The following is a 7731-nucleotide window of genomic DNA, read 5'->3' on the forward strand; positions in this document are numbered from 1 at the left end:
TCTCCCGTCCATCCGAAAGCATGGTGTGTATATGAGCGATTCCATTTTGGATCAGGTGATTCAGCATCCGGAGGTCATCTACACCCTGGCACAGGAGCTTGTAGCCGAGAGGGAGCAGCTTGAGGGTATCCGCAAACAGCTGGATGCGGCACAGCCCAAGGCAGACTACTTCGATACCTTTGTGAACTCGGAGGATTGTACCTGCATCCGGAATTTCTGTAAGGAAATCGGAATCCAGGAGAAGACGGCAGTGGCTCTCTTACTGGATCATCGCTATCTGTACCGCAGTCCGAGTGGCTGGCTGATGCCTTTTGCAGACAAATCTGCAAGGGGCTATTTTATTGTCCGGGATTGCTACGGCAGAAGCGGAAAACTGGTGCAGCAGACGAGAGTGACCTGCAAGGGAAAGAATCATCTCTTCAAGTTGTTTAAGAAATGGGGTGTGATCGAATGACGCTTTTTACAGAGGGACGCCTTCAGGCGTTTGAACGCATGATGCAGGATACCGGCAAATACCATCGCCGGGAGGACAGCGAAGATCGTCCGCGCAAATGTCCGAAGAAAAAAGCGGAGCCTGCGAAAAAGGATGGTGAGCACCATGCCGGTATTCAGGGTTGAGAAAAACAGCAATTACACAACGATGTGCAATTACCACTTGCGGGATCAGAGTCTCAGCCTGAAAGGGAAAGGACTTCTCTCCATGCTGCTCAGTTTGCCTGACACATGGAACTATTCGGTACGGGGATTATCTTCGATTACGCCGGACGGCGTAGATGGAGTGCTTACGGCTTTGAAGGAGCTGGAGCGTCTTGGGTATCTGGAAAGGAACCAGCAGCGTGAGAGTAACGGTCGGATGGGCAGAGCGGAGTATGTGATTTATGAGATGCCAAGGAAAAAGCCGTGTTCGGAATCACCGTGTACGGAAAAGCCGTATACGGTAAATCCGGATACGGACACACCGGTTACGGAAAATCCCGCGCAATTAAGTACTAATAGAACAAGTACTGAAACAATCAATAAAAGAGAGAAGAAGGAAATCCAGCATCGGTATGGCTCATACGGAAATGTTCTTCTCTCCGATACGGAATACGGCAAGCTCCGGCAGGAGTTCCCAGGAGATTATCAGATGCGGGTTGAACGGCTCTCTGAGTATATGGCTTCCACCGGCAGGAGCTACAAAAATCACCTTGCCACAATCCGGAGCTGGGCAAAGAGAGAAAAGCCGAAGTATAACCCGGCAGACTACACATTTGAGGAAGGAGACAGCCTATGAGCGACATGGTGCCTGAAGTATTGAATGCGGCGTTGGATTCGCTCTTTACGCCGAAAGAACCCGGAGAGCAGGAATACCAGGGCGTGGACGGACTGCTGTATTGCCGGAACTGTCATACTCCGGTGCAGTGCAGGGTAAAGCTCTGGGGCAGAGACAAGATTGTTCCCTGCCTTTGCAGATGCCAGCAAGAAGCGATGGCGGAAAAGAAACGCCAGGATGAGCTGGTGGAGCGGCAGCGCAAAATCAGGCAGCTGAAGGCAACGGGAATTCAGGAAAAGCATCTTCTGGAATGGAATTTTGCCGTTGCAGAAGATAATAAGGATATCCAGATGGCAAAACGCTATGTGGAGCAGTGGAAAAAGGTCAAGGCTGAAAACCTTGGCCTTTTGTTATGGGGAGATGTCGGAACTGGAAAGTCCTTTGTGGCGGCATGTATTGCCAATGCGCTGCTGGATCAGGGCATTCCGGTTTTGATGACGAACTTCTCCAAAATCCTGAACCAGATGGGTGCCATGTATTCGGAAGAACGATACCGGTATATCGCTTCGTTTTCTAATTATTCTTTGTTGATTCTGGATGATCTGGGGATAGAGCGCAGCACCGAATATGCGTTGGAGCAGGTCTACGCTGTCATTGATGAGCGGTACAAGTCCGGGCTTCCGGTCATTATCACAACCAATCTGAAGATTGCAGAAATCCGCAATCCGCAGGATGTGGCATACGCCCGGATTTACAGCAGGATTCTGGAAATGTGTACGCCGGTGCGAATCAGCGGAGAGGACCGCAGAAAAAGCATTGGAAAAGAAAAACAGCAGGTCGTTAAGGAGGTACTTGGTCTATGAAGTGCAAGGCAAAAAAGGCGTTTTTCGCAGGTAAGAATGACATCTATCACCGCTGGAAGGAGGTTAAGAAGCTGAATGGCAAAAGCAAAAACCAGTATTACAACAGAAAACCGCAGTGGCTCAGCTGCCGACGCTGCGGCTAAGGAGCAGCGGACGGAGATGCCGCTTTCTGACCTGCATCCCTTTGAAGGGCATCCCTTTAAGGTGCTGGACGATGAGCTGATGGAACAGACCGTGGAGAGCATCAAGCAGATCGGTGTGGTATCACCGCTGATTGTACGGCCTGATCCGGAAGGCGGATTTGAAATCCTTTCGGGACACCGCAGGCTTCATGCAGCGCAGCTGGCAGGTTTGGAGAAAGTGCCGGTCATCGTCAAGGAAATGGATGATGATGCGGCAATCATCTTTATGGTGGACAGCAACTTGCAGCGGGAGAATATTCTTCCCAGCGAGAGAGCGTTTTCCTACAAGATGAAGCTGGAAGCAATCAAACATCAAGGTGAACGGGGAGAGGAAACTTCATCCCAAGTTGGGATGAAGTTGCAATCCCTTGATATTGTCGGGCAAGAAGCTGGCGATAGCCGTAATCAGGTTCATCGCTATATCCGCCTTACCAACCTGATTCCAGAAATTCTGGATATGGTGGATGAGAAGAAAATCGCCTTCAATCCGGCGGTAGAGCTGTCTTATCTGAAGCCATCTGAACAGAAAGAATTTCTGGAGGCTATGGACTATGCACAGGCATCTCCATCCCTGTCGCAGGCGCAGCGGCTGAAAAAGCTCTCGCAGGAGGGCGGCTGCACCTTGGATGCCATGTGTGAAGTAATGAATGAAATCAAAAAGGATGAGCTTGACCATGTGACGATTAAAAACGAGGTTCTTCGGAAGTATTTCCCGAAATCCTATACGCCGAAGCAGATGCAGGACACGATTATCCGGCTGCTGGAAAAGTGGCAGCGAAGTAAACAACGAGATATGGAACGATAAGGAGATTTTTATGATGATGAACTTTAAGAAGAATCAGAACAACGCAGTGTGCAGTATGGACTGCAAGAACTGTCCGAACGGTGCATCGCAGCCCAATCCGATGGATGATCCCAAGTTTGAGAAGTCCATTGCGATGCTTCATAACTGGCTGATGCTGGAGGCAATCCGTGAAGATCACCCGAAGGAGCGCATTGTGATGGTGATCCTGCCGGGGGCTGGCGGCGAACTTCTAACCGAGGCTGGCAGTCGAGACATCTTTGAGGATGTTTATGATGAGATGGAGGCTGATCTGGTGGCAGATGGGGAACTGCTTCTCCATTATGATAAGAGCGATGTGATCGAGACTGACAGAACCCGCTATCTGCTGGGAGCTGCGGAAGTTTCGGAAATCGACCAGAACGGCAACGAATGCAGCATCAATCTGTTTACGCTGGAACGCACCATCGACTATGTGAACGAGAACCTGACGGTGGTTTCCATTGGCGGCGAGTTGGTTCCAGCACTGCGCCTGATCTAAGGAGGTGCCTATGAAGAAATTTGATGTGGAGATTACAGAGACTCTCCAGAGAAAGGTTTCCGTGGAAGCTGCCTCACAGGAAGATGCGGAACGCATGGTGACGCAGGCGTGGAACAATCAGGACTATGTTCTGGATTCCGGCGATTTCACTGGTGTGGATTTCAAGACCGTTGGAGAACATGAATTGGCAGAGACCAGGACAATGGATGTGCTGCTGGTACAGCCCAATGCCTATCCGAAGAAAATCAGTGTTGGCACGGAGCTGGAAGATTTGCAGGCCATGGTCGGCGGCGATATTGAAGTCACCTATCCATTTGAGGATGAAGTGGCCATTATTCTGAATGAATCCGGCAAAATCAATGGTCTGCCGCTGAACCGTGCGATTTACACCGAAGACGGGGATATGCAGGACATTTATGCCGGTGATTTTCTGGTGGTAGGGCTGACAGAGGATGACTTTGGTTCTCTGACTTCGGAGCAGATGCAGAAATTTGAGGAACAGTTCCATCAGCCCCAGATGTTCGTTCGTATGGGCCGCAGCATCATGGCGATTCCGGTTCCGGATGACATGGTGAAGAAGATGGAGGAAAAGGCTGCAAAGCCCCAAGAAAAGAGCAAACCTGCACCGGACCGGGACAGTTTGTAAGGAAGGAGGCGGAGATTCATGCAGGAAGAAGTTGAAAATCGTACCGTCAATCTGGCAATCAGCACCACGAAATTGACCTTTCGCACCATCGTGAATGGCTATAATGCGTGGAAACGGCACCATCAGGCAAAGGTGGCTCAGAAAACAGCGCAGCTGCCGGTTGGAAAGCAGAGCATCAAAGAACTGATCGGTCAGAATCAGGGAGTCAGCAGTATCCCCATTGAGAAAACGGATTTGAAAGGCTTTGAACAGGTGGCACGGAAATATGGTGTGGATTATGCCATTACGAAAGACCAAAATGTAATGCCACCCAAGTACACGGTGTTCTTTAAGGCGAAGGATGCGGATGCACTGACTTCCGCTTTTGAGGAATTCACCAACCGAAAGCTGAAAACAAAGGAAAAACCGAGTGTTCTGGAGCAGCTTAACAAGCTCAAAGAGCTGGTTGCTGCAATTCTTCCGGATAAGGTTCGTCACAAAAGTCAGGAGCGTGATCTATGAGTAATAAGACAAAGAAGCAGCTGCTCCTGAACCTGCCGTACTTCATTGCCGGTCTTGTATGTACCAATCTGGGAGAAGCGTGGAGAATTGCCGAGGGCGCAGACATGTCTGAAAAGCTCCTCGGCTTTCTTTCTGCCCTGGGTGCAGCCTTTTCCAATCCGATGCCAAGTCTGCATCCGATGGATTTGCTGATTGGTGTGTGCTGCGGAGCGGGTTTGCGGCTTGCTGTGTACCTGAAAGGCAAAAATGCCAAGAAATATCGCCATGGCATGGAGTATGGCTCTGCTCGTTGGGGTACGCAGAAAGACATCGAACCGTTTGAAGATCCAGTGTTTGCAAACAATGTGATTCTGACCCGGACGGAGCGGCTGATGATGGGCAACCGCCCGAAGAATCCGGCAAATGCCCGAAACAAAAACGTGCTGGTGGTGGGCGGCTCCGGCAGCGGCAAGACCCGGTTTTGGCTTAAACCCAATCTTTTACAATGCCACAGTTCCTATGTGGTCACTGACCCGAAAGGCGATATCGTAATCGACTGCGGCCAAGCCCTTTTGAAGAACGGATACAGTATCCGGATTTTCAATACTATCAATTTCAGAAAGTCGATGCATTATAATCCCTTCGCGTATATTCACAGCGAAAAGGATATTTTGAAGCTGACCACAACCCTCATTGCCAACACCAAAGGGGACGGCAAGGCCGGTGACGAATTCTGGACGAAGGCAGAGACCTTGCTGTATTGTGCTTTGATTGGTTATATCCACTATGAGGCACCGCTGGAAGAGCAGAACTTTGCAACACTGATTGAATTCCTGAATGCGATGGAAGTACGCGAGGATGATGAAACCTTTCAGAATCCAGTGGATCAGATGTTTGAAGCTCTGAAAAAGAAAAAACCGAACCACTTTGCTGTCCGCCAATATGCCAAGTTCAAGCTGGCGGCGGGTGTTGTATGCTCTAAAAGACTTCTTAATCAAGCGGTTGGGAAGTCTCTTAGAACACACAACCTAAAACCGAAGAAAGGAGCGCAAGTTATGAGAAAAAATGAGAAAATCACAGCTCTGTACGAACGACTGAGCCGTGATGACTTTGGCAAAGATGATGACCAACAGCGTGAGAGCAATTCCATTTCCAATCAAAAGGCTATGTTGGAGGAGTTCGCCGCACGGCAGGGCTTTACAAACATTGTCCATTTCACGGACGATGGCATTAGCGGTACTTGCTTTGACCGTCCCGGATTTCTGGCAATGATGAAAGAGGTTGAAGCCGGGAATGTGGAGTACCTGTGTATCAAGGACATGAGCCGCATGGGTCGTGACTATCTGAAAGTCGGTCAGATTATGGAAATTCTGCGTCAGCGTGGCGTTCGCCTTATCGCCATCAATGACGGCGTGGACAGTGCCAGAGGGGACGATGATTTTACCCCTTTCCGCAACATTATGAACGAGTATTACGCCAGAGACACCAGCCGTAAAATCCGTTCCACTTTCCAGTCAAAAGGCAAGTCCGGCAAGCACCTCACAGGCACGGTCATTTACGGCTATCTCTGGAACGAAGCCAGAGACCAATGGTTGGTTGACCCCGAAGCCGCTGATGTGGTCAAGCGCATCTTTGCCATGACGATTGAGGGCTACGGTCCGTATCAGATCGCCAGCAAGCTGAAAGAAGAAAAAGTCCTCATTCCGTCCGCTTACCTTGCCCAGCACGGCGAGGGCGTGAACAAGAATAAGACTTTCAAAGATGTGTACGGCTGGGGTTCTTCCACCATCTGCAACCTTCTTGAAAAGCGTGAATATCTGGGACACACCATCAATTTCAAGACCCGAAAGCACTTCAAGGACAAGAAAAGCCATTATGTCCCGGAGGACGAATGGACGATTTTTGAGAATACGCACGAAGCCATTATTGACCAGCAGACCTTTGACCTTGTGCAGAAAATCCGTGGGAATGTCAGACGCTACCCGGACGGCTGGGGCGAAGCAGCTCCCCTCACAGGCTTGCTTTATTGTGCCGATTGCGGCGGCAAGATGTATGTCCACCGTACCAACAACGGCAAGCGTATTTCTCAATATACCTGTTCCCAATACAGCAAAGTCCCAGTTGGAAAGCTCTGCACGACACAGCACCGTATCAATGAAGATGTGGTACTGTCCCTTGTTTCCGAAATGCTCAAAGCTATTGCCGAATATGCCAAGCATGACAGAGCCGAGTTTGTCCGTGTGGTGCAGGAAGCACAGTCCAGCCAGCAGACGGCAGAGGTCAGGAAACAGCGGACACGCCTTGCCACAGCAAAGCAGAGAGTTTCCGAGCTGGAAGTCCTGCTCTGCAAAATCTATGAGGACAACATTTTAGGCAAGCTGTCCGACAGCAGATACGCCACTCTGGACGCTCAATACGAAAAGGAACAGTCCGAGCTTACCGCTGAAATCTCTGTTCTGGAAAAGGCTGTCAAGAGCTATGAGAAGCACGAAAAGGACGCTGACCGTTTTATCGCTCTGATTGGTAAGTATGAGAACTTCGACAAGCTGACCATTGCCATGCTCAACGAGTTTATCGAGAAAATTCTTGTGCATGAGCGTGACCGCAAAGGAAGTATACAGACCACACAGGAGGTTGAGATTTACTTCAATTTTGTTGGGCGTTTCGTTCCCCCGGCGTTTGGAGAAGTGGAGCTGACCCCGGAGGAATTAGAAGAAATCCGCAAGCGAGAGGAACGCAAGGACAGACTTCATCAGAACTACTTGAAGCGTAAAGCCAGCGGAGCGCAGAAGCGATACGAGGATAAAATCAAGGAGCGGAAAAAGGCAGAAATCGAAGCCAAGAAAGCCGCCATTCGTGCAGAGGACATTGCAAAGGGCGTGTTCGTCCCTGTCAGCAGCTTACCGCAGAGAGAGCCAATGAAAGGAGTACAATCAGCATGAATATCACTTACACACAGAACGGCGATTATCTTATCCCGAACATC

Annotated in this window: 9 protein-coding genes; all 9 read left to right on the plus strand. The window is 49.9% G+C overall.

Translation table 11 applies throughout. The features are described from left to right. Positions 1–454: phage antirepressor KilAC domain-containing protein (locus OCV62_RS13950; protein ID WP_262587372.1), on the plus strand; the 454-nt coding region annotated here is incomplete at its 5' end. Continuing rightward, complete coding sequence (locus tag OCV62_RS13955; protein ID WP_009532276.1) at positions 451–618, plus strand: hypothetical protein; 168 nt, start codon at positions 451–453, stop codon at positions 616–618. The genes OCV62_RS13950 and OCV62_RS13955, both read left to right, overlap by 4 nt. Beyond that, positions 599–1273 (plus strand): helix-turn-helix domain-containing protein, encoded by a 675-nt coding sequence (locus tag OCV62_RS13960; RefSeq protein WP_262587373.1) that lies wholly within the window; start codon positions 599–601, stop codon positions 1271–1273. The genes OCV62_RS13955 and OCV62_RS13960 overlap by 20 nt, the downstream gene beginning before the upstream one ends. After that, positions 1270–2115: an ATP-binding protein gene (locus tag OCV62_RS13965; protein WP_262587375.1), complete on the plus strand. Its 846-nt coding sequence runs from the start codon at positions 1270–1272 to the stop codon at positions 2113–2115. The genes OCV62_RS13960 and OCV62_RS13965 overlap by 4 nt, the downstream gene beginning before the upstream one ends. A gap of 75 nt (positions 2116–2190) precedes the next feature. Continuing rightward, positions 2191–3102 carry a ParB/RepB/Spo0J family partition protein gene (locus OCV62_RS13970; protein WP_262587377.1) on the plus strand — a complete coding sequence of 304 codons (912 nt, stop codon included), beginning with the start codon at positions 2191–2193 and terminating at the stop codon, positions 3100–3102. Between the two features lie 10 nt (positions 3103–3112). Beyond that, positions 3113–3619 carry a hypothetical protein gene (locus tag OCV62_RS13975; RefSeq protein WP_262587379.1) on the plus strand — a complete coding sequence of 169 codons (507 nt, stop codon included), beginning with the start codon at positions 3113–3115 and terminating at the stop codon, positions 3617–3619. A 10-nt stretch (positions 3620–3629) separates the two neighbouring features. Further along, positions 3630–4265 carry a DUF3846 domain-containing protein gene (locus OCV62_RS13980; protein ID WP_002576407.1) on the plus strand — a complete coding sequence of 212 codons (636 nt, stop codon included), beginning with the start codon at positions 3630–3632 and terminating at the stop codon, positions 4263–4265. Between the two features lie 18 nt (positions 4266–4283). Further along, positions 4284–4766 (plus strand): PcfB family protein, encoded by a 483-nt coding sequence (locus tag OCV62_RS13985; protein WP_097772871.1) that lies wholly within the window; start codon positions 4284–4286, stop codon positions 4764–4766. Further along, on the plus strand, positions 4763–7687 hold the full coding sequence (locus OCV62_RS18540; protein ID WP_262587382.1) for a DUF4368 domain-containing protein: 2925 nt from the start codon (positions 4763–4765) through the stop codon (positions 7685–7687). Before OCV62_RS13985 ends, OCV62_RS18540 begins: the two co-directional genes overlap by 4 nt. The last annotated feature ends 44 nt before the right edge of the window (positions 7688–7731 follow it).

The organism is Gallintestinimicrobium propionicum (assembly GCF_025567525.1).
Taxonomy (GTDB): domain Bacteria; phylum Bacillota; class Clostridia; order Lachnospirales; family Lachnospiraceae; genus Gallintestinimicrobium; species Gallintestinimicrobium propionicum.

Bases quoted from the DNA above. Each gene is read 5' to 3' on its own strand.
- OCV62_RS13955 (WP_009532276.1), top strand. From the start codon at position 451: ATGACGCTTTTTACAGAGGGACGCCTTCAGGCGTTTGAACGCATGATG.
- OCV62_RS13960 (WP_262587373.1), top strand. From the start codon at position 599: ATGCCGGTATTCAGGGTTGAGAAAAACAGCAATTACACAACGATGTGC.
- OCV62_RS13965 (WP_262587375.1), top strand. From the start codon at position 1,270: ATGAGCGACATGGTGCCTGAAGTATTGAATGCGGCGTTGGATTCGCTC.
- OCV62_RS13970 (WP_262587377.1), top strand. From the start codon at position 2,191: ATGGCAAAAGCAAAAACCAGTATTACAACAGAAAACCGCAGTGGCTCA.
- OCV62_RS13975 (WP_262587379.1), top strand. From the start codon at position 3,113: ATGATGATGAACTTTAAGAAGAATCAGAACAACGCAGTGTGCAGTATG.
- OCV62_RS13980 (WP_002576407.1), top strand. From the start codon at position 3,630: ATGAAGAAATTTGATGTGGAGATTACAGAGACTCTCCAGAGAAAGGTT.
- OCV62_RS13985 (WP_097772871.1), top strand. From the start codon at position 4,284: ATGCAGGAAGAAGTTGAAAATCGTACCGTCAATCTGGCAATCAGCACC.
- OCV62_RS18540 (WP_262587382.1), top strand. From the start codon at position 4,763: ATGAGTAATAAGACAAAGAAGCAGCTGCTCCTGAACCTGCCGTACTTC.